Origin of the sequence: Paenibacillus sp. NPDC057967 (assembly GCF_042887015.1) — a bacterium.
GTDB lineage: Bacteria > Bacillota > Bacilli > Paenibacillales > Paenibacillaceae > Pristimantibacillus.
The window spans coordinates 875,256-901,078 of the sequence record NZ_JBHVQB010000001.1 but is presented as its reverse complement, the minus strand read 5'-3'; the positions used below and the strand labels follow the sequence as shown (position 1 = coordinate 901,078).

At 48.0% G+C, this 25,823-nt stretch carries 23 protein-coding genes and 1 pseudogene; 19 read left to right on the top strand and 5 right to left on the bottom strand.

The features are described from left to right. Positions 1-69 precede the first annotated feature (69 nt). Positions 70-849, bottom strand: a complete 780-nt coding sequence (locus ACFVSO_RS03855) for a MerR family transcriptional regulator (RefSeq protein WP_387470263.1) — start codon at positions 847-849, stop codon at positions 70-72. A 240-nt stretch (positions 850-1,089) separates the two neighbouring features. On the opposite strand from ACFVSO_RS03855, the gene ACFVSO_RS03850 reads away from it, so the two are divergent. Continuing rightward, the gene (locus ACFVSO_RS03850; RefSeq protein WP_387470261.1) at positions 1,090-3,042 is read left to right on the top strand and encodes a helix-turn-helix domain-containing protein; all 1,953 of its coding nucleotides are present in this window, start codon (positions 1,090-1,092) and stop codon (positions 3,040-3,042) included. Positions 3,043-3,276: 234 nt separating this feature from the next. On the opposite strand, the gene ACFVSO_RS03845 is transcribed toward ACFVSO_RS03850, so the two are convergent. Beyond that, positions 3,277-3,516, bottom strand: coding sequence for a hypothetical protein (locus ACFVSO_RS03845; RefSeq protein ID WP_387470259.1), 240 nt, complete (start codon positions 3,514-3,516; stop codon positions 3,277-3,279). Between the two features lie 339 nt (positions 3,517-3,855). Here ACFVSO_RS03845 and ACFVSO_RS03840 point away from each other — a divergent pair, with 339 nt between their 5' ends. The 7 genes from ACFVSO_RS03840 (at position 3,856) to ACFVSO_RS03810 (ending at position 12,523) form a co-directional block, all read left to right on the top strand. Continuing rightward, on the top strand, positions 3,856-5,583 hold the full coding sequence (locus tag ACFVSO_RS03840; RefSeq protein WP_387470257.1) for a cache domain-containing sensor histidine kinase: 1,728 nt from the start codon (positions 3,856-3,858) through the stop codon (positions 5,581-5,583). Continuing rightward, positions 5,576-6,649 (top strand): response regulator transcription factor, encoded by a 1,074-nt coding sequence (locus ACFVSO_RS03835; RefSeq protein ID WP_387470255.1) that lies wholly within the window; start codon positions 5,576-5,578, stop codon positions 6,647-6,649. Before ACFVSO_RS03840 ends, ACFVSO_RS03835 begins: the two co-directional genes overlap by 8 nt. A gap of 109 nt (positions 6,650-6,758) precedes the next feature. Next, positions 6,759-7,937: an acyl-CoA dehydrogenase family protein gene (locus ACFVSO_RS03830; RefSeq protein WP_387470253.1), complete on the top strand. Its 1,179-nt coding sequence runs from the start codon at positions 6,759-6,761 to the stop codon at positions 7,935-7,937. A gap of 45 nt (positions 7,938-7,982) precedes the next feature. Further along, positions 7,983-9,248: an ABC transporter substrate-binding protein gene (locus ACFVSO_RS03825; protein ID WP_387470251.1), complete on the top strand. Its 1,266-nt coding sequence runs from the start codon at positions 7,983-7,985 to the stop codon at positions 9,246-9,248. 96 nt (positions 9,249-9,344) lie between these two features. Beyond that, entirely contained in the window at positions 9,345-10,217 is an 873-nt protein-coding gene (locus ACFVSO_RS03820; protein ID WP_387470249.1) for a carbohydrate ABC transporter permease, read from the top strand. A gap of 2 nt (positions 10,218-10,219) precedes the next feature. Beyond that, a complete protein-coding gene (locus ACFVSO_RS03815; protein WP_387470247.1) occupies positions 10,220-11,065 on the top strand; it encodes a carbohydrate ABC transporter permease in 846 nt (281 codons plus the stop codon). A 30-nt stretch (positions 11,066-11,095) separates the two neighbouring features. Next, positions 11,096-12,523: a Sapep family Mn(2+)-dependent dipeptidase gene (locus ACFVSO_RS03810; RefSeq protein ID WP_387470245.1), complete on the top strand. Its 1,428-nt coding sequence runs from the start codon at positions 11,096-11,098 to the stop codon at positions 12,521-12,523. Between the two features lie 108 nt (positions 12,524-12,631). Here ACFVSO_RS03810 and ACFVSO_RS03805 read toward each other — a convergent pair whose 3' ends face one another. Next, positions 12,632-13,324: a queuosine precursor transporter gene (locus tag ACFVSO_RS03805; RefSeq protein ID WP_387470243.1), complete on the bottom strand. Its 693-nt coding sequence runs from the start codon at positions 13,322-13,324 to the stop codon at positions 12,632-12,634. Positions 13,325-13,593: 269 nt separating this feature from the next. Continuing rightward, positions 13,594-14,841 carry a copper amine oxidase N-terminal domain-containing protein gene (locus tag ACFVSO_RS03800; RefSeq protein ID WP_387470241.1) on the bottom strand — a complete coding sequence of 416 codons (1,248 nt, stop codon included), beginning with the start codon at positions 14,839-14,841 and terminating at the stop codon, positions 13,594-13,596. A 185-nt stretch (positions 14,842-15,026) separates the two neighbouring features. On the opposite strand from ACFVSO_RS03800, the gene ACFVSO_RS03795 reads away from it, so the two are divergent. The 11 genes and pseudogenes from ACFVSO_RS03795 (at position 15,027) to pyrH (ending at position 25,467) form a co-directional block, all read left to right on the top strand. Continuing rightward, complete coding sequence (locus ACFVSO_RS03795) at positions 15,027-15,563, top strand: P-loop nucleotide/nucleoside kinase family protein (RefSeq protein ID WP_387470239.1); 537 nt, start codon at positions 15,027-15,029, stop codon at positions 15,561-15,563. 183 nt (positions 15,564-15,746) lie between these two features. Beyond that, on the top strand, positions 15,747-16,256 hold the full coding sequence (locus ACFVSO_RS03790) for an endonuclease V (RefSeq protein ID WP_387470237.1): 510 nt from the start codon (positions 15,747-15,749) through the stop codon (positions 16,254-16,256). A gap of 19 nt (positions 16,257-16,275) precedes the next feature. Next, positions 16,276-17,283, top strand: coding sequence for an SMI1/KNR4 family protein (locus ACFVSO_RS03785; RefSeq protein WP_387470235.1), 1,008 nt, complete (start codon positions 16,276-16,278; stop codon positions 17,281-17,283). A gap of 351 nt (positions 17,284-17,634) precedes the next feature. Beyond that, complete coding sequence (locus ACFVSO_RS03780) at positions 17,635-17,973, top strand: PadR family transcriptional regulator (protein ID WP_387470233.1); 339 nt, start codon at positions 17,635-17,637, stop codon at positions 17,971-17,973. Between the two features lie 45 nt (positions 17,974-18,018). Next, a complete protein-coding gene (locus ACFVSO_RS03775; RefSeq protein ID WP_387470231.1) occupies positions 18,019-19,044 on the top strand; it encodes an HAAS signaling domain-containing protein in 1,026 nt (341 codons plus the stop codon). Positions 19,045-19,877: 833 nt separating this feature from the next. Next, positions 19,878-20,021 (top strand): annotated as a pseudogene (locus ACFVSO_RS03770) (helix-turn-helix domain-containing protein); the annotation flags it as partial. Between the two features lie 195 nt (positions 20,022-20,216). Next, the gene (locus ACFVSO_RS03765) at positions 20,217-21,236 is read left to right on the top strand and encodes an ABC transporter substrate-binding protein (RefSeq protein WP_387470551.1); all 1,020 of its coding nucleotides are present in this window, start codon (positions 20,217-20,219) and stop codon (positions 21,234-21,236) included. Then, positions 21,223-22,281, top strand: coding sequence for a FecCD family ABC transporter permease (locus ACFVSO_RS03760; RefSeq protein WP_387470229.1), 1,059 nt, complete (start codon positions 21,223-21,225; stop codon positions 22,279-22,281). Before ACFVSO_RS03765 ends, ACFVSO_RS03760 begins: the two co-directional genes overlap by 14 nt. Beyond that, positions 22,278-23,285, top strand: coding sequence for a FecCD family ABC transporter permease (locus tag ACFVSO_RS03755; RefSeq protein WP_387470227.1), 1,008 nt, complete (start codon positions 22,278-22,280; stop codon positions 23,283-23,285). The genes ACFVSO_RS03760 and ACFVSO_RS03755 overlap by 4 nt, the downstream gene beginning before the upstream one ends. Positions 23,286-23,413: 128 nt before the next feature. After that, complete coding sequence (locus ACFVSO_RS03750) at positions 23,414-24,550, top strand: phosphotransferase (RefSeq protein WP_387470225.1); 1,137 nt, start codon at positions 23,414-23,416, stop codon at positions 24,548-24,550. A 173-nt stretch (positions 24,551-24,723) separates the two neighbouring features. Continuing rightward, positions 24,724-25,467: a UMP kinase gene (pyrH, locus tag ACFVSO_RS03745; RefSeq protein WP_387470223.1), complete on the top strand. Its 744-nt coding sequence runs from the start codon at positions 24,724-24,726 to the stop codon at positions 25,465-25,467. 80 nt (positions 25,468-25,547) lie between these two features. Here pyrH and ACFVSO_RS03740 read toward each other — a convergent pair whose 3' ends face one another. Beyond that, entirely contained in the window at positions 25,548-25,784 is a 237-nt protein-coding gene (locus tag ACFVSO_RS03740) for a hypothetical protein (protein WP_387470221.1), read from the bottom strand. Positions 25,785-25,823: the final 39 nt, after the last annotated feature.

Here is a 25,823-nt window from a genome sequence, read left to right as displayed (position 1 = left end):
CTCAGCTAGTTCAAGCTGCAGCTCTGTATTTTTTTGTTGGAAGAGCTCATTCATTCTCAAATCGCAAGCTTATTGCCCGTTCGATTCATCCTGATGCGATTCTCTGTCCTTGTCTCTGTAAAATACAGCGGCCGTGTAAAGGTAATAACTCATTCCAGTTTGCTGGCTTTCCATCATATTGCGGTGAAAGTCGTCTTCTACGAAGAAAGCGGCTTGATCCACAAAAGATTTTGCAGTTGTCTCAAACCCCAGTTCATTCAAGTAGACAATGTGCTGGGCAAGCAGCTCCTGCAATCGCTCATCGGTCGGACTCCACCCATCACGCAAGGCTTGCGCCAATCCCGACATGAACGCTTCAGCTCCTTGCGCCGCCTCGTTCAATTGCTCTGGGTCGATTTCTTGACCGACAAGCATATCGTACTCGTAATTTTCCTTCAAGTAGCTGTTTTGCTCCGACAATGCGGCCTCCCATTCTTCTTTGTTCAATCCTTGGAACATTTGCGATTGATCCATGTGTTCTCCTTTCTCAGCGAAGCGGATAGAGTCTTCGAGCGTGATAAGCAGGCGGTGCATTCGTTGCTTTCGCAATCGCAGCGCTTCCTGCTGTCTCACCAGACAGCGAAGCCTGTTCGGCTCATCCGCCATCGCTTGTTTGATTTCTTGGAGGGGGAAATCAAGCTCTTTGTAGAACAAAATTTGCTGGAGCTGCTCCAGTTCTTCTGTGCCGTACAAGCGGTAGCCGGCCTCCGTGACTTCACAGGGTTCAAGCAGCTTTATTTTGTGATAGTGATGCAATGCCTTAATGGTGACGCCTGTTAATTCCGCCAATTGCTTGACTGTATAACGCATGATTTCCTCACCTCGTGTTTGATTGTAAGGGCTCCTCTTAGAGGAGGGTCAAGGGTATGTTGTAGATTTATTATAGGGGTTCTGAAGCTTGGCAACGCAAGAATACCTCATGTTTAAATATGGCAGCAAACGGAGTGTGATAGTGGCCTGTTGCGGCTCTTATTTGCGTTTCATGTAAAGCTTCAGTTGTAATTGAAAATGATTATCAATTATAATTTCTAGGAAGGAGGCGTATCGACGTTGAATGAGGATGATTTGCTGGTATGGGATTACGCCAATATTCGGCTGATGGATATCCGCCACATGGTTTTGGATCAAGGAGATGAATTATGTGCCTACTGTTTTCCCGCATCGGGTTATTTATATATCGTACGCGGTGCTGCAAGCATCCGTCTGAATGGAATCGAGCATTCTGCAGAGGGATTTCATGTGATACATAGCGGCAAAGGGGGACGCCTGGACATTGAGTCGGTCAGAGAGGCGCTTGAATACTATCTTGTCCTATACAAAGCTACGCTATCAATTAAATCCCTGGCGAATGTGGGAAGATTGTTTGAGAGCAATAGCCCGTTTCAAAGGCAGTTTGCTTATATTCCGCATGATCCATTAGCGTTGCTGGATCAATTGAATGAGCTGCGCAGAAGCCGGATGGAGCCAAGCCTGCTGGGGCGGATTCATACCAAGTCCAAGCTGTACCAATGGATCTACGAGGTGGAGAAGCAGCTGCAGATGGAAGCGAGTCAAGCGGTCAAGCCGGATCTGGTAGAGCAAGCGATGCGTTATATCCGTGATCATTATAAGGAAGCCATTACGCTGTCCATGATTGCCGAACGGCTGAGCTATAGTGCTGCATACGTAGCCAAACAATTCAAAAGCAAAACCGGAAGCAGCATGATTGACTATCTCATTCAGATCCGGATGGAAAAGGCCGAGGAGTTGCTGCTTCATACGGAAGTATCTCTGCAAGAAATTGCCGCGGGCGTGGGCTATAATGACCTGTCTTATTTCATACGCATTTTCAAGAAAACGACCGGAATTTCGCCAGGCAAGTTCAGGACTGTGGGGCGCACTCGGATAAAAGTTGCAGATCGTCCAATGAAGAGGATGATATTGTCTAATGCAGAAAGCAAAGGGTTCGTCTATACTGATAGCGATTATGATAATCATTATCAACGAAGAAAAGGGGACGACTTACCCATGTATCGAAACATCAAGCTATCCGTAGGAACCGTTATGCTGTTATGTCTGACCATTATGCTCAGTGCTTGTTCAACTGCTGGAGGCAATTCACTGCCAGTGCCGACAGCCTCGGCAGAGGTCCAAACGAATCAACAGGCGGGGGGCGCGTCTTCCGTAAGATTGTATACAGACAGTCAAGGACATGAAGTCAGTATCCCGGATAAACCGCAGCGAATCGTGCTTCAAGGCAACTCAATCGGAGATTTGCTCGCGCTGGGCGTTCAGCCAGTTGGCATAGACCGTAGATTTATAGAGCAATCGGTCTATCAGGATAAGGAGCAGACGCCAGCGCAGGATATTGGCTTTCCTACCAATCTGGAGGCGATTCTCGATCTGGAGCCGGATCTGACGATGCTCGGTTATGTTATGGACAAGCAATATGATGAAATGTCCAAGATAGCTCCGACTGTTGTTTTTGATCAAACCCTTCCCTTGCATGAACGCCTTTCGGTCATTGGAGAGGTTGTTGGCAAAAAAGCGGAAGCGGAGCAACTGCTGGCTGATTACGACGAAAAGGCGAGCCGCATGTGGGATGAGTTGCGGCAGCAAGGGAAGATCGTTGAAGGTGAGACGGCCGTGGTACTTATCTATTATTGGAACAAAGTGATGTATCTGATGAAAACAGGAGGGTTATCGGAACTGTTGTACCAGGAGAAGGGCTACAGCATGTCGGATACCGTGAAGGGGCTGGAACCGGCGGAAGGATCCCCGTATATTGAAGTGTCGGCTGAGTTGATGCATGAGATGCTTGTTGGTGATCGCCTGTTTGTGTTGTTCCCTGCCAATCCGGAAGCGGAACATACATTTGAAGAATTGCTGGAATCCCCCCTCTGGCAGCAGCTTCCTTCCGTTCAAAACGGGAAAGTCACGTTTATTGAGACCAAATGGAATTACACGGACATGCTGACCAGCGACATGTTGCTGGACGAGTTCCCTCACATGCTGGAGAACTGAGAGGACTCGCCGGGAGAGGAAGATAAGGGCTGTAACAGGTTGGAGCAATAGCCTGTTGCAGCCCTCTTTGAGCATTAGTACGGATGAATAAGGTTACATCTTGCCGGACTCGACAGAACAGAAGCATACAGGGCATTGGTTTTCCCAGTGGGAATTCACAAGCAGGTACAGCCCGCTGGCTCTGCCGTGAACTAAGAGACCTTGCCTAATGGGCGGCCTATTGCTTCTTGTCCGTTAACCTACACCATCGCTCTCCAACAAGTCATAGAAGTTATCGCGGTCTTCATTATCGAATTTGCCCAGCGTCTTCACCTTGATCACTTCATGTCCGCCATTCATGTCCAGTTCCTCGCCATGCTTATTGAAGAGCGCAATCATATGGCCATCCGGGTTCAGCTCCATATACCCGTAACAGGGTTCCTCAGGCGACTCGCCGAAAAGAAGCACAAATCTGATCTTGTCCACTCGGTGCATCTTCATTCTCCTTTTACCTATAGTCATATCTAATGCAAATTTTACAAGAAGCCTTGCTAATAGGAAAAAGTGATATGGCTTCATATACGGTCATATACATGCTTCTCCAGAAGACAAAGATGGGCTCCCCAAGTTATATCGCTTTATTTCAAATTATCTCTTGACGGGATGAGGTTTGGGCATTATGATAGCGTGCCGGTTATCTTAACATGGTATATATATCGACATACTCTTAATTTCCTATTGTTTTACTGGGAAATATAGAGTATTTTTTTATTTGAGACGCTCTGCTCCTTTAAAGGGTTATGAATCGGCGATAGAGCAAAGGGAGAATGCAGAATGAACATAAGAATCAGGCATAAGCTGGTATTGTTTATACTCATCGGCGTTCTGCTGACGAGTAGTATTAGCCTTCTGTACGTGCAAAAGACGCATAAGTTGTATGAGCAACTGGTCTATGAGCAAACCAGCGAGAAGCTGTATCTCTATGCCGAGCGAATCGAGGACAAGCTGGCAGCGATTGACCGAATGACACAAGCGATCGCAAGCGATGCGGACATTCAGCAGGGGCTGGAGAAGATCAAGCAAGGCACGAATAGCAGTGAAACTTATTATGCGATTAAGGCCATCGAAGAGAAGCTGTTGTCGTATCGTATCTTTAATTATCCGATTCGCTCTGTGGCGATAATCGATTTTTGGGGCAATGATTATTGGCTCGGCACCACGAAGGATGCTGCTGCGCCAGCGTATATCAAGCAGTTCATTGACATGGCGGCGCAGAAGGAAGGCGGAAGCTTGTGGAAGGGTGGAGAACCCGATTCCAAGATATTTACTTCCTTAAGGGAAATTAGAGGGGTCAAAAGCATGGACTTCCCCAGACTGGGGACGTTTGTTGTTCGAGTGAACGCAGATGATTTGATTAACTCTATCGGCTCCAATCCGTCTTCCGCGGGCTTCAACAATACATTGCTTATATATGAAAATCATGAGCCTATTTATTGGAATGATGAGCAGTGGAAGCAGAAAAGGATGCCTAGCTCTCTGATCCAGAATGAACGATCAGGCGAACAATATGAGATGCTGACGCTGAAAAAGCATAAATATTTGACCACCTTATCCACGATGAGCTTCACAGGCTGGACATTAGTGAACCTTGTGCCCTATGAGACCTTGTTCCAGAAAGCCATTCTGATGAAAAAGATACTGCTGCTCCTATATGCATTCATTTTGGTTTCGCTTGTATGGATAGGCTTTATATTTGCCAGAAGCATTACTCGTCCGATAGAGAAGCTGGCCAATCGGATGAGCAAGGTGGAGCAGGGGGATTTTGCGACCTATCGTGAACTGCCAGCCAAAAATATGGATGAAATCGGCTGGCTGACAAGCAGCTTCGATAAGATGACGGCTTCCTTGGACCGGTTAATCAAGGACAATTACATTAAGCAGCTTCATATCAAAGAGTCCCAATATGAGGCGCTTAAGGCGAAGCTTAATCCTCACTTTCTCTACAATACGCTGGATTCGATTAACTGGCTGGCGCGGCGCAACGGACAGGATCGCATCTCCAGCATGGTCAAGGCGCTGGGCGATATGCTCAGAAGCACAACGAGCAAGAAGGAAATGGTTACGCTCCAGGAAGAAATCCAGCATGTCAGCAATTATTTGCTCATTCAGAAATACCGGTTTGAAGAACGGCTGCATTGTGAGATTAATATCCCTGATGAGCTTACGAACTGTTATATTCCAACAATGATTCTGCAGCCGATTGTAGAGAATGCCATGAAGTATGGCATCGATGATCGGACTGGAACATGCCATATTACAATTAACAGCGAACGCTTCGGAGATCAGCTTGATATTTGGATTGCGGATCAAGGCCCAGGGATGGATACGCACTACTTGGACCAGGACTCAGGAGACGGAATTGGACTGAGGAGCATTCATGAACGACTGCAGTTGCTGTATGGCGAGCCATATGGCATTGCCATATTGGAGGGCATCGATCAAGGCACCGTTATTCGGGTTCGAATTCCTGTGCTATTGAAGGGAGAGGATCATCATGACTAGCTATCGGGTATTAATTGTGGATGATGAACGTATGGTGAGAGAGGGAATCGCGGAGTCGATAGACTGGATGGGTCTTGGAATGGTGTTGGCAGGAACCGCCGCCAATGGGCAGCAAGCATTAGCGATGCTTGATGAGCTTCAGCCGAATGTGGTCATTACGGATATTAAGATGCCAATGATGGACGGACTTCAATTGATTGAACAAGGTTCCAAGCTGTCTTCTCATACCGTGTTTATTGTGTTATCCGGGTTTGGGGAATTCGAGCTGGCCACGCAGGCGATGCGCTTCGGCGTACGCAGGTATTTGCTGAAGCCAAGCGATGAGCGTGAGATTGCAGAAGCGCTGGAGTGGTCCAAGCAGGAGGTAGATGCTGCACGCAGCCACTATGGAAGTTCCATGCAACCTGTCGACGCAACAAAGATAGATCAACAAGGCATCCTGTCTTCCATTCCGAGTGATCTTCTGCAGGCCATTGTTCATGCGGATGAAGCCCAATTAATGAGGGTATCGAGAAGCTGGAACGAGCAATTGCTGAGTGACGGCGTGACGCTGCGAGCCATCCAGGAGAACAATAACGATGTTCTAACTTATATCTGCAATCAGCTGAATGCAGAATATGGCGTAAGCATCCCGCACACGCCTGTAGAGGGGCAAGACCTGCAAGCATTCCAGAAGGAGCTGGGCAGGCTATATGCAGGCTATCATTTCCGCAAGGTGGATAAGAAGGCCATACTTGTTCTCAAAATAAAGCAGTTAACCGTAGAGCATATTCAGAACAGACAGCTTTCCTTGCAGTGGCTTGCCCAGCATTACTTGTTCCTGAACTCCGAATATTTGGGCAAGCTGTTCCGGCAGGATACAGGCGAGAAGTATACCCAGTTTCTAACCACCGTTCGAATGAAGCGGGCAAAGGAGCTCTTGCGTTCATATCCTGCATTAAAGATCTATGAAGTAGCGGATCAATGCGGGTTTGAGCAGGACCCGCAATACTTCTCCAATGTGTTTAAGAAGCATTGCGGCTGTACGCCTAATGAATATCGCAAGCAGCAATGCGGCGAGAGTTAGTTCGGTTTTTTACAATAAAAAGCTCGGGTTTTTTATCTTTAATTCATAATGGAATACGATTACTATAAAACAAAGTAAACCAATGAGGTTTATAAGAAAGGCGTTGTTCATGGTGACATACTCTGATCCTTCTGATCGCTTTATACGAAATGAACGGGAAGCGAACATTGCAGCGAGAGCAGATCGGCTAGCGGCGATATTTGCAGAGCGGGCTCCTAAGCATGATCTTGAAGGAGCATTTCCCTTCGAGAATTTCGATGAGTTAAGAGATTCCGGCTACCTGGCTCTTACCGTACCAGAATCATACGGAGGAGAGGAGGCATCCATCTATGAACTCGTTCTATCTCAAGAACGTCTGGCTAGAGGAGACGGCTCCACAGCGCTGGCGATCGGCTGGCATATTGGTTTATTGAAGCAGCTTCACTTATCGGGCGCTTGTCCGGAGGAATTGTTTCGCGAGCTATGCCATGAAGTTGTGCAAGATGGACTTATTTTGAATGAACTGGCAAGTGAGCGGGCAACAGGCAGCCCCTCCCGCGGCGGCAAACCCCAGTCGAAAGCGGTAAAGGTGGACGGGGGCTGGCTGATCTCAGGTCAGAAATCGTTCTGTACCTTAAGTCCGGTTTTGAGGAAGTTTATTGTCTCTGCCACGATGACCGATAGCGATACGGTTGGTTCCTTCCTTATGGAAGCGGGAGAAGGGGTTCAAATTCTGGAAACTTGGAATACGCTTGGCATGCGATCCACCGGCAGTCATGACATCGTTATGAATGAGGTGTTTGTCCCGGACCGGTACCTGATACGTGGCGGAGCCAACAGCCAGCTGCGCAAGCCGGTGCCGACAGATGGGAATATGCTTCATATTCCGGCATGCTATCTGGGAATTGCGCATGGCGCACGTGACTTCGCGATTGCCTTTGCAGCCAAGCATAAGCCGAATTCCTTACAGGTGCCTATCGCGGAGCTTCCGCATATCCAGCGGCAAATCGGAGAGATGGAGCTTGATCTGATTACGGCAAGAACCTATCTGTACCATACGGCCGACCGCTGGGATAAGGAAGCGGAGCGCCGAGCAGAGCTTAAAGTTGAGCTGGGCGTGGCTAAGCATGTTGCGACGAACGCAGCTGTACGTATTGTGGATCAGGCTATGAGAATTGTAGGGGGGCTGAGCCTGTCGCGGTCATTTCCGCTTGAGCGCATGTATCGCGATGTTCGGGCCGGGCTTCACAACCCGCCAATGGACGATGTGGTTATCACGAATTTGGCCAATCGCGCATTAGGGAAATAAGCGCAATATGTGTGACAAAACAGGTTAAAGTCAGGGGAGATAAGGATGAAAAAAAGAACAAAACTATCGATTATAGCGGTATTGCTGGCCTCACTGGTGATGAGCGCATGCAGCAAAGAGGATGCGCCTTCTAACGGAAACAAGGGTAAAGACGATGTGATCAAAATCGAGTTTTTCCAGCAGCAGGGCGAGGAAGCGATTCAGAGCGCTTATCGCGAGGTTATCGCTGACTTCTCGAAGGAATATCCGAATATTGTCATCGACATGAATACCGTGCCCGACCCTGTTAAAGTGTTAACCGCTCGCTTTGCAACCAATGATATCCCGCCGCTCTTCACGGATTATCCGACGCAGCTTCAGTTTAAGGAAAAAGTGAAGAACGGATTTATCGAAAACTTGAGCGATCAGCCCTTTATCAAAGATGTGAATCAAAAGTATCTGGATATGACGCCGGCAGATGACGGCGGCTACTATTCGCTGCCCTATGCTCGCAACTATATGGCCGTCTACTATAATGTCGAGCTGTTCAAGCAAAATGATGTAGCAATTCCAACGACGTATGTCGAGTTTATTGAAGCGAGTAAATTATTCCAAAGCAAAGGCATTACGCCGCTGTACCTTCCACTGAAGGATGTAGGCCATATTTTCCAAGCGACGAACATTGCATTTGCGCCTGGCGGCGTAGAAGAGATGGCCAAAGCAGCCAAAGGCGAAGGACAAATTGAAGGCAATTCGGTGTTTCTGGAATATGCGAAAAAGCTGAGAGAGCTAACGGAGTATGCCAACAAGGATGCGTTTGGCGTGAGCGCTCAAATGATGCAAGAAGCATTCGCGAATGGACAAGCTGCCATGATTATTTCCGGCTCCTACGGCCGTGGCAATATTAAGCTGGCTAATCCAGATCTGAAGTTCGGTGCGTTCCCGCTGCCCAATGATACGCTGGAAACAACAACAGCTCTATCCGGCGTCAATGCTTCTCTATCGATCTCGGCAAAAGCCAAGCCAGAGGAGAAAGAAGCTGCGCTTACCTTCCTGAAGTATTTGGCCCGCCCGGAGGTTGCTCAGAAATGGTCTGATCTATCCGGTGAGCCGTCGATTATTACTGGCACAACCTATGACGACAAGTATCTGCAGCCGCTGCTGGACTTTATCGACAACGGCAATGTTCATGACTGGATGTCTTCCACGCTTCCAAGCGCGATCGTCACAGAGCTGTATGGTACGACTCAAGGCTATCTGATCAATAACGAGACGCCTGAGCAATACCTGAAGAACATAGATGAAACGATCAAGCTTAACGCAGTTAAGTAATTCAATAGCATGATTCTGAACGGCAATTTGAGTCTATCAAGTTGTCGTTCAGCTTGTCTGCCCGTTCAAGGCATTACGAGATGAGGAAGGTGTCGCATGACAAGCAAATTTCTGGAACGCTCAACCTATTTCTTATTCACTCTTCCTGCTGTCATTCTGTATACATTGTTTTTCGCCTATGCCGTTGTAGTAGGCATTCAATATAGCTTCACGGATTGGAACGGAATTAGCTCCGGCTATAACTATGTAGGCTTCAGCAACTATGTGGAGCTGTGGAACAATCCCAACTTCAAGCAGTCCTTAATTGTCACCGGAAAATACGCCGTTATGCTTGTAGCCGGGGTCATGATTCTCTCGCTCATTTTAGCGCTAAGTCTGAACTCTCTTAAGAAGCTCCAAACGTTTGCCAAATCGATTTATTTCTTGCCGGCCATGATCAGCGCAGTGACGATCTCATTGATTTGGGACCAGCTGTTTGTCCGGGTCGTTCCTCTCATTGGCGAGGCGATGAATCTAACGGCTTTATACCAAAGTCCGCTGGCTCATCCCAAGTATGCGTTGATTGCTGTCGTGATCGTCAACATTTGGCAGGCTGTAGCGTTGCCGACGCTTATCTTTATCGCGGGTTTGCAGTCCGTTCCTTCCGAGCTGTATGAAGCGGGCAGAATCGACGGAGCGAGCACCTTCAACCGTTTTCGCTACATTACGTTTCCTTTTCTTATTCCTACAATTACGGTCAATATGGTGCTTGCGATCAAAGCAGGCATTACATCCTTCGACTATGCCTACACGCTGACAGGCGGTGGGCCGGTGAAATCTACGAATGTGATTGGCATCATGATCTATAATGACGCGTTCCAAAACCTGAGATTTGCGATGGCGAATGCGGAAGCAGTTATTCTGTTCATTATTATTGCGGTATTATCTTTCATCCAAATCAAGCTATCGCGCAAAGGCGGTGTCCATTAAGTATGAATGTATCGATACGACAAGAAGGGCTAGGCTGGCGCATACTTCGCAACGTCATATTGCTTATGGGCATCCTCGTTATTTTGGGACCGATGTATCTGGTAATCATCAATTCCTTCAAATCCTTGGAGGAAGCGGGCCGAGGTTTCTTCAGCCTGCCTCAGACACTGAACTTCTCCAATTATGCCGAGCTGCTGTCCAAAGGGAACTACTGGCGATATGTATGGAATACGGCGTTCATCACGATCGGAGGGATCGTGATGGTGCTGCTCATTAATCCGACTGTGTCTTACGCCATCGCCCGCAATCGCCACAAGAAATACTACAACTTTATCTACCTGTACATTTTGCTTGGGCTGTTCGTGCCGTTTCAGGTCATCATGCTGCCGCTCACGAAAATCATGACCAATCTCGATCTGTTGAATCCTGTGGGACTGATCCTCTTGTATGGCGCGCTGAGCTTGACGAGAGGGGTATTCCTGCTAGTCAATTATATCGAAAGCATGCCGACGGAAATCGAAGAGGCCGCCAGAATTGATGGCTGCAACACCTTTCAAATCTATCATTCTATTGTATTGCGGTTGATCATGCCGATGCTGGTGACGCTTGTCATTATGGATGCCTTATGGTTCTGGAATGATTTCATGCTGCCGCTGCTAATATTGAATAAAGCAAAGGAGTTTTGGACCCTGCCTTTGTTCCAATATAACTTCAAGACGGAGTATTCGTTCAACTATACAATGGCGTTCACGTCATATCTGATGGCGATGCTGCCCATTATGGCGGTGTATGCAGCAGGGCAGAAGTATATTATCGCCGGGTTGACGGAAGGGGCTATTAAAGGCTAAGGCTAAGGTTGTGTTCGAGAAAGGAGATTTATGATGAGTGATTTTGCAATGGACGAGAAGATTCGGGAATGGATCGAGCAGCAGCAAGGCGCCTTGCTGGAGGATATAGCCGGATTTGTGCGTATTCCAAGTGTAGCGAGCTATGACCCGTCTTCATCTTACCCGTTCGGGGAACGATGCGCGGAGGCGCTCCAATATGTACTGGATTTAGGTCAACGATACGGCTTCCAAACGATTAACCGGGAGTATTATTGTGCGGAAATCAGCATTGGTGATGCGGCGAAGCGCTCGGTTGGCATATGGGGTCATGCAGATGTAGTGCCAGCAGGAAAGGGCTGGATCTATCCGCCCTTTGCTTGCACAGTCAGGGACGGCTTTCTCATCGGCAGAGGCGTGCAGGATAACAAAGGGGCAGTGATCGCTGTGCTCTATGCCCTGAGATTCATTCAAGAGCTGGGAATTCCGTTGAATTATCATCTTCGGCATATCATCGGCAGTGGAGAGGAAATCGGAATGCATGATGTTGCGTATTATCGCAAGCATTATACGATTCCTGATTTTAACATTGTGGCGGATAGCGGCTTTCCAGTGTGTTATGGAGAGAAGGGGATGCTCTCGGTTACCTTAAACTGCGATTTATCGGATCGTTCAATTGTACGACTGCGAGGAGGCGAAGCCTCTAATAGTGTGCCGGGCTATGCCGAGCTTGTTGTACGACGTGATGATGCTGCGATAGCCAAGCTTAGCTCTCTTCCGCCTGTCATTCAGTATAGTGAAAGCGAAGAGGAGATTATATTATCCGCTGCCGGTAAGGCCGGGCATGCTGCCTTTCCTCACGGCACTTACAATGCGATAGCCGTGCTGCTGGAGCCACTGCTCGAATGCGCATGGTTTGAGGGGTCCGTACACAAACAGCTTGAGAAGATTTATGAAATCTGCAGGTATCATGATGGCCTGGCATTAGACATACAGTGCGAGGATGCAATATCTGGTGCGTTAACATGCGTGGGAACGAAACTGCAAGCACAGGATGGAAAGTTGGCGCTGGAATTAAACATTCGTTATCCCATTCAACAGTCTTCGGAGACAATGTTGCAGCAGCTGGAGGGGAGCGGCTTTACACTGTCTCATGTGCATATCAGTGAGCCGAGTTATTATAATCCTGATACGCCAGAGGTCGATCGGCTCATGAAAGTCTATCGTGACGTGACAGGAGAGCGAGCGGAGCCCTTCGTCATGGGCGGCGGCACGTATGCCAGGAAGCTGTCTCATGCCGTTGGCTTTGGCCCAGGCTTGCCGGCTGACTTATCACCGCTCCATTTTCCGGAAGGTCATGGACATATTCACGGGCCGGACGAGGTGCAGTCCATTCCGAATCTGTTAACTGCGTTAAAGATTTATATTAAAGCCTTATTGGAGCTGAATGAGCTTTATAAGTCGAAGGATGATGCGGGATAAATCGGATTTGATGCAGATGGAGTCTTAAGGGCTTATATGAAATAAAAAAAATCGCCCGAGGGTTGTGAACCCTGAGCGATTTTTATGTCCGTGACCCGTTATGGAAGCCTAGTCTTCTTTCACCTTCATATTTCTCGCCCAGTATAGAACTGGTGTAGCCAGGAAAGAGATGAGCAGCTTGAGCACATAAGTTGTCAGGAAAATTTGGATCCAGATATCGAACGTATGAACCTTGTAGAAAGCAATCGTACAAAATACAAGGGAATCGAGAAGCTGGCTGACAAGCGAGCTGCCGTTGATCCGAATCCAGAACTGGTTGCGCACCGGGAACCTCTTCTTCAGATAGCTGAATACCCGTACGTCCAGGAACTGGCTGACAAAGTAAGCGCACAAGCTTCCTGCCGCAACCTGCGGAAGGAATCCAAAGATCGCCGTCAGCGGCTCATGGGCAAAGTCCTCCGCCTGCGGAGTGAAAGCGAGCGTCATCTGCATTAGGATATTCGATGCAATGAGCGTGAAGAATCCGAACCAGACCGCTTGTTTAGCGGCTTGCTGGCCGTATTTTTCATTGAGCAGATCCGTCGTCATATAGATGGTCGTGTAGATCGTATTGCCCAGCGTCATGACGATAGCGAAGGTGCCGATGGACATCTCGATCGTTTTGGTTACCTGGATGTTGGCAATCACCGTGGCAAAGCCGACCCAGGCGTACAGACCCTTTTTGCCGAACATGCGGTAGCAGAGCAAAAAGAGGCCGAAGTGGACGAGCATGAACAGCACGCCCCACAGCAAATTGAACATAACCTAAAAAGCCTCCTTAGTTTTGGTAACGCGGGATGGTCTCGAACCGCGACTGCCGATGCAGATAGCCACTATCATAACAGCTTTTCCTATTGGTGAAAAGTTAAATCTGCACCCAACCTTCCTACACACATAGTGTCGTTAAGCTGACAGATTACTGGAATAGATCGTTATATGGAGATTATGGTGAAAATAACCGAATACGGACCAAGTATCAAAAAAAAGCCTCCAGGAATGGAGGCGGCTCAATGCTGAACATCTATTCATCTTTAATTGTCGACATAGAAATTGTTATCACCAATCTGAATACTGCCCAGTTCTCCACGGTTCTTATCCTCATGAAGGAAGAACAAGCGATTGGCAACTTTACCATCACTATAAGCAAGGACGATGGTATTGCCTGTAATGCGGTATGATCCGGAAAGGTTTTTGCTGGAAGTACCCGTAGTCGTACCTCCCCCTTGGACAGTGCCGAGCATCAAACGGTTGCTTTTGAATGTGCCATCGGCATTAAAGATAATTTTTTCAATCCAGGAAGTTGAGCCGCCGGTGATGCCGATCAATCCCCAGTACCCTCTGTAGATATACTCTTTGGACAGCTTCAGGTTATTGGTTGCTGTCTTCACCCGTGATAAGACGACATCGTCGATGACGAGGTTTCCATCTTCCTTACTAATGCTATAGGTATCACCATTGTCGAGTATCAATACATTATTCTTGATCGTATAGCTGCTGCATTGGTCCTTCTTACAATCGATCGTCTCCGGCCCGCCATTGGGCGGTTCGCCGATTAATAACTTGCTGTTAGGCAGAAACGTGTACAGATCCCAGCAGATGCCGCCGCAATCATAGCCGCCATAATCTGATCTGAATCCATAGTACATCCCTTGCAGCTTGCTTAAATCAACCGTATCCGAAGCAGCAGGCTTGTATTCATCACTTCCCTTGGGAACAGGGGGGACGGGTACCGGTTCCACAGGAGCATTGGCTTCCTGCTCAGCCTCATACTCGGCTTTGATTCGTTCCAGTTCCTTATCAATTGCTGCTTGGACCTGTTCTTTCGACAAGCCGACGGAATCCAGGAAAGAGGAGGTATAAATCAAAATTTGGGGCTTATACGGATTCCAGGCGACCAGAGCATCGGTTGATTCGCTAACAAAGCGAATCGGTACCATCGTATGGCCATTCTGAGTTTGGGGTGCTTGCAGCAGCGTGACGGAAGTTCCATTTACGGTGGCTTGAGTACTGCCAATTTTCAAAACAATGGCTAGACCATCCTTTGTCCCAGTAACGACCCGATTGGCGCTGTCCCACTCAACGTCCATTCCCAATGCTTCAAATAAAGGGCGGAACTGAACAAGTGTGGTTCCATTGATTTTGAAAGGGTCTTTTTCGAACACAATCACTTTTTCATCCAGTTGAACTTGTATGGGGTTGGCAGTTGCTTCAGCGGCTGCGCGGCCTTGCCATGGGACGAGGGTAATTACAATTACGAGCAACGCTATGATTCCCATCATAAGACGGGATACGCCAGCCGAGTGCTTGTAAGCTGTCATCGTCTTGATCAAGCCTCCTAATTGTACCGTTTTTTAAAAATATAAACGATATCGCTGCTTTGAAACAGGGCCATATGGAATAATTTAAAGCGATGGTATAATTAGGATATTTCGTATCGAGGCTAATCATTCGAAGGTGTGATGGAATGGTAGAGAAGCAGAGTATTGAAGATCTTATCCGTCGAGAAGGGGATCATGATGCTGCCTTAGTCATGTTAATGTGTGGGTTAGCTGGCTCTGGAAAAACGACCTTTTCTAAGGAGCTGGAAAAGCATGGCTTTATACGTCTTTCTATCGATGAGGAGGTCTGGTCTACCAATGGCCGATATGGAATTGATTATCCCGTTGAAAGATATAGGGAGTACTTGGATGAAGCGCATGAACGATTACGTAATAAGTTAATCGCTAGGATGCAAGATAAAAAACAGATTGTGGTCGACTCCAGTTTTTGGAGGCGGTCCGACAGGGATGAATACAAGCGTCTTATTGAACACGCTGGGGGGAAGTGGAGGCTCATTTTTCTTAAAGTGCATCCAGCAGAATTACGAGAGCGCCTTAAGATACGAAGCCAACGTGTTGATGCAAATGCGGCTTTTACGATAACGGAAGAAATATTATCAGCTTTTCTCAATGGGTTTGAAGAACCAAGAGATGAGGGGGAAATTGTAATCGAAAATGGATGATTCTAGCGATATAGGAATATACGACGGATGATTACGTCGCCCCAGGGCTGTCTGCCTTTGGCGATGTTTTTGTTATGCATCGTCTTTATCCTCCGTTACTGCAAGACAGAAAAAAATGCCAGATGATATAATGGGAATATCTACTATAGTCTGTCAAGACATTGAAGGAAGGAACCGCTAGTCATGATCATCGCTGTCGATGTGTATTATGAAGAAAATAAAGCGAAATCAGTAGGGGTTATTTTTCAACATTGGGATGATGCCAAACCGCTCGAAGTCATCGTTTCTTATACAGATAACCCTCTCGATTACGAACCGGGTGCTTTCTATAAACGAGAGCTTCCTTGCATACAGGAGCTGTTAAAGCTTGCGGATTTAAACCAATTACAAGCTATAGTCGTGGATGGCTATGTATACTTAAATGATGAGAAAAAGCCTGGGCTGGGACATCATGTATACACCAACCTTTCAGGGGAAATTCCCGTGATCGGTGTGGCAAAAACCGCTTTTCATAACAACGAAGCCTATGTCCAAAAAATTTACCGGGGCAACAGCTCCAAGCCGTTGTACATAACCGCTGTCGGTATGGAGCTGGAAGCAGCTGCCGGGCACATACAGAGTATGTACGGAGCATTCCGATTCCCGTATCTGCTGAAATTGCTGGATAAGCACACGAAGGAAGCCGGGCTATAGACAACTGGGAGGATTCACGATGCCGTTTTGGAAGAAAGAAAAGCAGACTGACCGCATCAAAACCAAACTGGAGAAGGCGAAGCACAAAGACGCGGCTTTAGCGGTGTTTGGAGCTTCCTCGCATAAGTACAAAGTCCATGAAAAGCTAAGCGCAAAGGAACTCACGGACTGGGAAGCGAAAAGTGGGGTCACTCTTCCAGAGCCGTATAAGCAGTTTTTGACGCAAGTCGGAAATGGAGGAGCTGGACCATATTACGGCATTTATTCGTTAGAAAAAGCAGCTTCTTATACCGAAACTCATGCACTCGCTGCAACATGCATTCTACATCCTGGCATGACAAAAGAGAAATGGAACCAATTAATCGAGCCGCTGACAAGTGATGAGGACATTAGCGATGAGGAATATGACGCTGCCCGCGACAGGGTGCTGGGCGGCATGTTATGCATTGGCACACAAGGCTGCGAATACGATATGTATCTCGTGCTTAATGGGGAATACAGAGGGAGAATCGTATACACGTCGGACTTTCATCCCGATCATCCCTTTTTCTTTGTCTATGAGGACAGCTTTCTGGATTGGTATGAGCGCTGGTTGGATGAAATGATTCTGGATTATGAAACCTCATGGTTTGGCAGCAAAATGCCGGGTGATGAGCAAGCGCTGATTCAGGTTTATCAAAATACCTCGCACGAGGATACGCAATTAAAAGCACTGAATGGTATGTTCAAGTTTAAGAAAATCTCGCGGACAGCTATCGTTTTTTTGAGAAATGTTGCGGAGCAAGGACAAGAGGACCGGCTGATAGCTATTCAATTAATTTGTAAAACCTCGTTTGAGGCTGGAAGAGGTCTTCTTCTCGAACTGCTGCATTCTGAAAGCAATGCGGATTTTCTAAAAGCGCTACATGTTTTGAACTGGTACGGCAAATCTTCTGATCTTACGGAATTTAAAACTATAATTTCGCAGCGGTTGAACAGGGTGCACGACCCGGAAACGTTGCGTTATGCGGGGTATATATTGGAATGATGACACTCCTAAGAAGTTGTTGCCTTGCGAAGGCCGCATGGCCGAAGTATAAACAAGATCAGATGCGGGGCAGCCGCTGTAAGCCGATTTTCTCGGCTTGGAGGCCTGCCCGCTGAGTGAGCCGCCGCTGCAAGCCGATTTTCTCGGCTTGGAGGCCCGCCCAGCGCATGTTCAATCACTATAAAATTCACCGTTGCATGGGCCAGAGGCCTTTGGCGGTGTTTTTTTTGTATTAGAACGTTCGGAGATACAAAATATAATGAAGTTCCATACATATATGTACATCTCATTATATAGGACTATTTACAATAGTGTACGACACACAGTATAATGACATTAGGAGTTGATCATATGGCAGAAGTGGAAGAAGTATTGAGCGGTCTGCTGCAGGAGCTTCGCCGAGGTACGCTTATTATTAGCGTGTTAAGCCAGCTGTCTGAACCGCAATACGGTTACTCGCTTGTTGCGATGCTGGAGACCAAGGGAATTACCATTGATCCAGGAACCTTGTACCCGCTATTGCGCAGGCTTGAGAAGCAGGGCCTTCTTAAGAGCGAGTGGGATACGCAGGAGGCAAGGCCGCGGAAGTATTATTTGCTCAGCCCGCTGGGGACAGAGATTTACGACCAGCTATGCAAGGAATGGAGAATGATGGCAGCCAATATGGATCGGCTGATCGGTTCAGACTGAGGCAGTCTTCATAAATGAGGGATACACGGCGAAGGGGGAAGGCTCATGGAGTTGATAGTAAGATATGTGCATGCCGTAATAAGCAAACTGCCGGTTGAGCAGCGGGACGACATTGAGAAGGAGCTGCGCGGACTCATTGAGGATATGCTGGAGGAGAGGACGGGGCATGACAACGAATCGGCAGACACCGCCGAGATCGAGGCCGTGCTGCTTGAGCTAGGTCCGCCGGCAGAGCTGGCAGCCAAGTACAGTGGACGCAATCGTTACTTGATTGGTCCCGGGTTATTTGACAGCTATGTGCGTGTGTTAAAGGTTGTTGGGATGGCAATCGTTATAGCGATGAGCGTTGTGCTAGTCATTGACATGCTTCAACCAGTTGGCAGCAATCCCGTCACGGCATTCAGCGGCATCTTCGCCAGGTGGATCGGTTCCATCATTGAAGCGGTCATGCAGGGCTTTGTCTGGGTTACGGTTATCTTTGCAGTGCTGGAATACAAAGGGGTCAAGGACTCTGGGAAAAAGAAGGCTTGGCAGCCATCCGATCTGCCGCCGATTCCGAGTTCAGAGCTTCAGATCAAACGATCGGAGCCTATCGTCAGCATTATTTTTACCGTACTATTCACCGCCATCTTTATCAGCTTGCCTGAATGGATTGGTGTACACATCTCGCATTCGGGTGAATACTATCATGTTCCGTTATTTAATGTAGAAATATTAAAGTCTTATGCACCGCTAATATGGGGGAGCGCAGCCCTTCTGGTACTGAAGGAAATTCTGAAGCTCGTAGCGGGAAAATGGTCGAAAGGTCTAATTGTTTATCACATCATCATTAGTGTGCTTGTCTTTATAGCGGCTTTGATCCTATTCGCTGACAGTACGATCTGGAATGGACAATTTGTGCTTCAATTACAAGAGATTGCCCGGCAATTGGCGGACGGCAAAGACTTTGGCTCCGTCCTGTCGGTTTGGAATAACGTAACCGCCAATGTTATTTATTTCATCGTTTTATTTTTTCTTATCGACCTTGCACTTCTTCTTTACAAAGCATATAAGCTTAGAACGTATTTGTAACGGATTCATAATGTGCACGGATTACATCGCCACAAGGTCTGCGCCTTGGGCGATGTTTTTTGTACGCAGAAGTCATTTTATTGCAGGAAAGGCCCGACTCCGATTGACAAATAAGAGATGCTGCCTAATACTAGTGAATATCATTGATAATCATTATCAACCAAGCAGAATGGAATAGCCTGGTTGAATGGTAGAGCAGATCGGAGTGGAAATGAAAAAATGAAGCTGGAAGATCATATAGCCGCATGGAATCACGCAGCTGTCAAAGTGCTGGATATTCGCTATGCTGTCATGAATCCAGGGGACAAGCTGCATGCCTATATGCTGCCGGCAAGCGGATTTATATATGGCGTGCGCGGTTCGGCAAGTTTGAATCTGGATGGCATAGATTATGAAGCCGACCGTCATTACATCCTGCATGGCGGCAAAGGCATGCGCCTGGATATAGAGGCCAAGGAGATATTCGAATATTTTCTGCTATTCTACAGAGCCTCACTGCCAGGAAGAAAGGATCTAGCAAGGCTTATGGAACGCAGCAATCCATTTCGGATGACATATGGCTTCGAGCCATCGGAGCCATTGCCGCTGCATTATCATCTAATTGCAATGGAGCAGATCTGGACACAGGCGAGTCCGCTGGAGCGAATCCAAGTGAAAGGTTTGTTTTACCAATTCGTACATGAGTTGATGAAGCAGTTCACGAGTGGTGAAGTTCATTCTCAGAAACCGGATGTCATCAGCAAGTTGTCCGATACATCCATGAACATTATCGAGAGAATCTGTCATTGGATTCGATTGCGGAGCAATTTAATTATAGCCCGGGCCACTTATCGATGCGATTCAAAGGGCAGACGGGATCAAGTCTGATTGAATATTTGATTCGTTGCCGACTCCATTATGCAGAAGAATGGTTGAGGGGTACCGATGCTTCACTGCGGGATATTGCAGCAGAAGTTGGATACACGGATGTTTATTACTTCAGCCGCATGTTCCGAAAGTATATGGGGCAGTCTCCCATTCGATACCGGAAGACTAGCAGAGGGCAGAGCGCGTCTGAGAATCGTCCATCTAGCATAATCAGATCCTCCATTGGCGGAAGCATACCCCCTCGATATAATGTTATTGATCATGATAATCATTATCAAAACAAACTAATCGGAGGGTCTTTACCAATGCCAATAACCAAAAAATCAAGTTTGATCGTAGCCATGATGCTCACTCTTACTTTACTATTGAGTGCTTGCGGATCAGCCAATACAGGCTCTAACACAATGGCATCCAATAATCCCAAAACATCAGTAACCTCGTCAGCACCAGCCAGTACGTCGACAGTGGAGGGGAATGCCAATAAGGAGAACGGGACGAGAATCGTATCTACCGTCAAAGGAGATGTGGTCGTTCCGGCCAATCCGGAGCGGGTTGTCGTTCTATATATGCAAGGGGATCTCATCGCACTTGGCATTAAGCCGGTAGGCACTTCAGATGTCTACGCGGGGGCGGCTTTTGCCGGAGCTCTTGAGGGGATTGAAGATCTGGGCATATGGTTCGAGCCTAACCCGGAGGAGGTCATGGCGCTCAAGCCTGATTTGATACTTGCACCTTCTGAGGATACGTACGAGAAGCTGAAGGACATTGCACCAACGGTGTTAATTCCCTTCGACAAGATATCGACCGATGAGCGTGTGATGTTGATTGGCAAAGTATTAGGCAAGGAGCAGGAGGCAAAAGCGCTGCTGGACAACTTCCACACGAAGGTGGAAGAGAGCAAGAAGAAGCTTGATGAGCAGGGTATCCTGAATAAGACCGTAACCATTATCGAGGGCGGCAAGAAGGAGATGTCGGTCATAGAGAGCGAGCTGTACGGACGTGGCTCTCAAATTATCTATGAATATCTGGAGCTGAAGGCACCTGAAATCATTCAGAAAAAGATGGATTCGTCCAAGGAGGCGACAGGCAATTCCGTTTCCCTGGAAGTGCTTTCTGATTATATAGGCGATTTTGTATTCCGTTCGGTATGGGATGGAGCAGATGACCTGTCGGACAACCCGGTATGGAACAGTATCCCGGCTATTAAGGAAGGCAGATTGATCGAGATTGGATTTGATTTCTCCTATTACTCCGATATCTACTCCCTCGATAAACAGCTAGATTTTATCGTAGAGAAGTTACTGAAAGCCAATGGGGAAAATTAAGGAGAACGAGAGCCTGAATGACGGAGTTGCTTCTGTCCGTCATTTAGGCGGCAGGCCGTACTTTGTTCTGTTTATGGTACTGGGGGTGCTGTTGCTGCTGCTTGCGGCAGCAGCTTCTCTTTCTTATGGCGCTGCTCGCATGAGCCTGACAACTGCATGGAGTGCCGTTTTTGATTTTGACCCTAATCTGACGGAGCATCAAATCATTCAGTCTCTTCGAATTCCGCGCACCTCAGCTGACATTGTGGCTGGCATGTGCCTCGCGGTAGCCGGTGCCGTCATGCAGGGCTATACTCGAAATCCGCTCGCTGACTCGGGATTGATGGGCGTAAATGCCGGAGCGGCCTTCGCCATGGCTATTGCACTAGCCTTCATGCCGGGCCAATTGCAGACGTCAACCTTGCTTATCAGCTTTGTTGGCGCAGGGCTGGGGGCAGGACTGACTTATCTGGCAGTCTCCATGAATCGCCGGGCGATGACGCCGCAGCGTCTTGTTCTGGCGGGGATGTCGATAACGATGCTGTTTGGCGCCATTGGCACATTTATATCTCTCAATTATGGAATTGGACATGCCCTTGCTTACTGGACTTCGGGGAGCGTGGCGGGAGCGACATGGCCGGAGCTGAAATTGGTGATGCCCTGGTTCTTAGGCGGCTTGGCTTTATCGCTATTCATCGCGCGCTCCATCACCGTGTTGAGCTTGGGTGAGGAGATCGCGAAGGGCTTCGGGCAACGCATCGGTCTGGTGAAGCTGCTGGCGACGCTTGCGGTGCTCCTGCTTGCGGGAGTATCTGTAGCATTGGTAGGGCCTATCGGATTTGTAGGGCTAATCGTACCGCATATGATGCGCTTTTTCGTTGGCGTAGATTATCGCTATATTATTCCGGCGTCAGCTGTGTATGGAGGCGTGCTCATGGTCGTGGCGGATCTGGCGGGCAGGCTCATTAATCGTCCGTCTGAGACAGCGCTGGGCATTATCTTTGCCATTATTGGAGTCCCCTTCTTCTTGTTAATTGCGAGCAGAGAGAGGAGAGCCTTCAAATGATGATGATTCGAACTTACAAAGCCAGGCTGTTGATTCTATTGCTTCTCGTCCTGCTTGTCGCCGGAGCTATCCTTAGTCTTAACATGGGGAAAATGTCTCTGCGTCCGATTGAAGTGCTTCAGGTATTGCTGGGACAAGGGCCGGAGGATCACCATCTCGTGGTCTACAAGTACCGTCTTCCTCGCATTGTATTGGCTGCTATTGTTGGATTCGGAATGGCTTTGGCAGGCTCCGTTATGCAGGCCTTGCTTCGCAATGATCTGGCCGATCCTGGTATGCTGGGCATTAGCTCAGGGTCTGGACTTATGGTGCTGCTATTTATCACAACAGTGGGGATTCAAAGTGCCGGCACAGCCTTCTTGCTGCCCATCATGGCATTCGGGGGCGGCTTGCTGGCCGCAGTCCTGATCTACGTTCTGGCTTACAAAAGAAATCGCATGCCGTCCTCTACCCGGTTAGTGCTGACCGGTGTTGCCATTAATGTTGGATTAAGCGCATTGACGTTATTCTTGACGTTAAAGCTGGACAGTGAAAAGTATGAATTCGCACAGAGATGGCAAGCGGGCTACTTGTGGGGCGACAAATGGTCCTATATCGGCTTGTTGGCGCCTTGGGTGCTGTTGCTGTTTGTGTTGATCGTTGCCCATGCCCGGACATTGAATACACTCGAACTCGGTGACGAGATATCAACAAGCTTAGGGGTGGCCGTTAAGCGGAAATTTTTGTTGCTTGCTATAGCTGCGGTCGCCATCGCTTCGGGCTGCGTAGCGCTGGGAGGATCGATTTTCTTTATTGGATTAATTAGTCCGCATGTGGCACGCAAGCTGGTTGGCCCCGACTATAGGGTGCTTCTGCCGACTTCAGCGTTAGTTGGCGCACTTCTGCTGCTGGCAGCGGACACGATAGCCCGCACGGTCAGCTTCAAGGCGGATATACCGGCAGGTATCATTGTGACGATGCTGAGTGTGCCTTATTTTCTATACCTGTTAATGCGTTCAAAGTAAAGGATATGGAAGATGCATCGTTATGAGGCGAATTGTCTCATGACGATGTATTTTTTTGGGAGGAAGGAACCCGGGGCCGCTTCAACTAATCTTAAATAGACAAGAGTTTGGAGAAATGGGGCCTGCATATGACAATGTCCGTAAAATCGCTTGTTATTGAACCTGCCTGCATACAGTCAAAATTGCAACAAATTGTACCTTCAGAGATTCGTCAGCTCATCTCGTGGAGCTGCAGCCCGCTTGGAGAGGGCAAGGAAGAAAGCTCAGTTTACCGAGTAACTTGTACAATCCAGCTCCAAGACGGCAGCAGAGGGGATTATTCTCTCATTCTGAAAATAGCAAAGCCTGACTCTATGCGGGATAAGGCCGATCACTATTTCTACTGGAAGCGTGAAGCGCTGGTATACCAATCCGGGATGCTGAGCCAGCTGCCCGAAGGCATAAGAGCGCCTCAATGCTATGGGGTCGAAGAGCAAGCTGACGGGGACGTCAGACTCTGGCTTGAAGATGTCCCTATCGAAACGTTCCAAAAGGATTGGTCCCTGGCTCACATGTGCAAAACATTCTGTCTGCTAGGTAAGTTCAATGGCGCGTATTTGACAGGCGCTTCTCTCCCGGCGGATGGATTCCTATGCCGCGCATGGATGCGTTCTTGGGTAGAAGTATGTACGGCTTATGCGAAACCCATGGAAGAGCAACAAGCTATCTGGAACATCTACAAGGATGTACATAATAGCAGCAATGAGCTGTGGGAGCAGTATCTCAGCAATAGATATCGGGTAAGCAGTCTGCTGGAGACATTAGACCAATTGCCTCGTGTATTGGCCCATCAAGATGTGCATTGGGACAATATCTTTTTGGAAAAAGGAAATGGCGATGACTCCTTAATTGCGATCGATTGGCAGTTTGCCAGCATCTCAGGCGTAGGCGAAGAGCTGGGCCGGATGTTTGGGTATGCGTTATTACAGAAAAAGATTCCCGTTAATCAAGCGGCGGAATATAAAGAAGAGTTATTTTCGAGCTATGTGGAGGGACTTAGAGCCGCAGGGTGGGAGGGGGACTCCAAGCTGGTCCGGTTCGGCTTTACGGTGACCGCATCGCTTAGGTATATCATGGTGATGGATAAGCTGCTACGCGGCTTGGAAGAAGGCAGCAGCAACAATGAGGAGTCCAATACGAGCCATCTGGAAGCCGTCACGCAAGAGCTTCTTCACATGGCAGAGGAAGCTTGGAGCCTGCGAAGTGAAATAACGGGTTGCATTTAACGCCAGCGCAGTATAGAATAGGTTGAATTTAATGACTGGAAGGGGTGGAAATATGAGGAGAAAGAAGCGGATCATTCATCCATACGTTCTTTTAACTTCATATTTTCGTACTATTGAAACACTAAAGCATTCATTGCTTTAGTGTTTTTTTATTAAGCGCGGAGGTGTATAGGATGACCATGTACAAAAGGGTTCTGATTAAGCTAAGCGGCGGGGCAGTAGCCGGGAACACGGAGTTTGGATTCGAGCCTGAGAAGCTGGAGCATATTGCGGGCGAAATTATGTCCGTGGTCAATCTGGGCGTTGAAGTGTCCTTGGTAATTGGCGGGGGCAATATCTTTCGCGGCAATATGGCAGAGAGCTGGGGCATCGATCGGGCGGAAGCCGACAACATCGGAACGCTGGCGACGGTCATTAACAGCTTGATGCTTCGCGGCGTGCTGAAAGCCAAAACGAACAAAGAGGTCCGCGTCATGACGGCCATACCGATTACTTCGGTAGCTGAGCCCTACATCCGGCTAAGAGCCATGCATCATTTGGAGAAAGGCTATATTGTCATCTTTGCAGGAGGAAACGGGCAGCCCTATGTGACAACCGACTACCCTTCGGTTCAAAGGGCCATTGAAGTTAATTGCGATGCGCTATTAGTTGCCAAACAAGGCGTAGATGGGGTGCTGAGCGCCGATCCCAGGCAGGATACAAGCGCCAGGAAGTTCAAGTCCCTCCATTACAACGATGTGTTGAAGCATAACCTGAAGGTCATGGATCAGTCGGCTTTTATCTTAGCCAGAGACTACAATCTGCCCATGCATGTGTTCAACTTCGACAAGCCTGGATCTATGAAGGAGATATGCGAGGGCAATTATGAGATTGGGACAATCATAAGCGACAATTCGGTTTTGGAGTATGAGGGATAGACCATTATGAGGTGGAGCCAGTATAGCTTAAGGGGAGAGATGACTTCTGAATGATCAGAAGTCATTCTTTTTTGTTGAGTTCATGGTAGAGTCGCCTTGCCCGTTGACCTCGGTTGATTAATGGAAGGTTCGACCAGATTATGCTGCCAGCGGAGTGACCGATAGCGGAAATATCCTAAGATCGTCTTGATGACTTCCTCCGTCAAATACAGCGCATATACGAATTCGATCGGCCATTTCAATACTCCCGCGCCAATAAAGGTGATGGGCAGCCCGACAAGCCAAGTCGAACCCAGAACAAGCTTCTCCAGCAGCAAAAAAGTTACACTGCTTCATTACGCAATGGATCACGCACT